Source organism: Flavobacterium columnare NBRC 100251 = ATCC 23463 (assembly GCF_002530675.1).
GTDB classification, from domain to species: Bacteria; Bacteroidota; Bacteroidia; order Flavobacteriales; family Flavobacteriaceae; genus Flavobacterium; species Flavobacterium columnare.
The window spans coordinates 1-752 of the sequence record NZ_PCMX01000176.1; the positions used below are offsets into that span (position 1 = coordinate 1).

Here is a 752-nt window from a genome sequence, read left to right on the forward strand (position 1 = left end):
TATAAGGAATCCATTTAATGTGACTGCATGTATTGTTCTAGGGAATAATTTTTTAATGTCACTTATTGTGGTTTCTACTTTTTTTCTCATTTTTAATTTTTCATTTTTTTGTTGTTCAGTATCAAATCTTTTTGAATTTGATTTTCGTTGTACTTTCAATAAAATACATTTTTCTTCTTTAGCAAAATCTTCTAATTTATAATTTGTATAAGCACTATCAGCGTATATTGATGCTTCAGCTGGCAATTTATCAATCATTTTCCCAATAGCCTTTGCATCTCCAGTTTTCCCTGGTGTAAAATGAAAAGCAATTGGTATTCCTGCTTTTGTTGTAAGTAATTGAACTTTTATTCCATAGAAATAGCTTCGCATACTTGCTGTATAACCTCTCCATTTCTTACCACTAACAATTTTACAATTCGCAATTCGCATATTATGACAAAATGCTACTGGAAATGAATCTATTATATATTGCATCTCACAACAAATATCTTTAAAATAAGAACTTATAATCTCAAATAACTCATATAGGATTGATCCAATTTTGTGTAACCTTCTGTTAAATCTACTTTTATCTAACATATCTGGAATAAATCCATATTGTTTCATAAATCGAATAGCTGAATCATGATTTCCATAAAAACTAGTCGATGAAACTAAGGCTGTCAGAATGATTTCACTATCACTTACTTTTCTTCTTATATCATCTTGATGATTAATTCCTTTTAAAATATCATCAATTAAACAAAAAA

1 protein-coding gene is annotated in these 752 nt (G+C 27.7%); it reads right to left on the reverse strand.

Translation table 11 applies throughout. The features are described 5' to 3' along the window. Positions 1–752 (reverse strand): IS982 family transposase (locus tag B0A78_RS14150; RefSeq protein ID WP_097609799.1); only part of this gene is annotated, 752 nt, incomplete at both ends.